Source organism: Rhizobium sp. BR 315 (assembly GCF_050577975.1).
GTDB lineage: Bacteria > Pseudomonadota > Alphaproteobacteria > Rhizobiales > Rhizobiaceae > Rhizobium > Rhizobium miluonense.
The window spans coordinates 1-539 of record NZ_JARWKZ010000187.1; the positions used below are offsets into that span (position 1 = coordinate 1).

Here is a 539-nt window from a genome sequence, read left to right on the forward strand (position 1 = left end):
CCTTCATCAACTGCATTTCCAATTATTTATCAGCTATATGTTTCCTTAATAACATCATAGCCGAAGAAGGACTGTTGTGAAAGCGCTATCTGATTTCCTTTTGTATTTTATGTGCAAGCAGCCCTCCCATTTTAAAGCCAGCAATCAACTAATTCTTGATAATCCTTTTTTCTCATACCTGACACATAAGGATGCCCTTTTACATAAAACCGCAATGGTTTAGACGTCCATTCTCCTTTATTCGGGATGCCAACCCTTGCTGATACTGCAATGCTAGCCGGCGTCTTTCCGAGGCGAGCATCAATCGAAAGAGCAGATTCATTAAGCATCTTTCCATTTAGCTCCTTAGTAATTTCCATTGCCTTCGTCAGTTTTCCAGGTCCGTTGCTTATGGAAACTCCAGTAACCTTTCTGTTATTTTCCATTCTCGCCATTCCATCTGCAGGCTCCAACGCACGAATAAGGACTGCCTGCGGGTCTCCTTCTTCCTTTGTGACGATATTGAGCATGGCATGTGTATGCATCGTATAAATATAGAT

1 protein-coding gene is annotated in these 539 nt (G+C 41.7%); it reads right to left on the minus strand.

The window, feature by feature from the left end; all coding sequences use genetic code 11:
* Positions 1-131 precede the first annotated feature (131 nt).
* The coding region (locus tag QD409_RS35690) for a DNA-3-methyladenine glycosylase (RefSeq protein WP_430765076.1) at positions 132-539 on the minus strand (408 nt) is incomplete at its 5' end.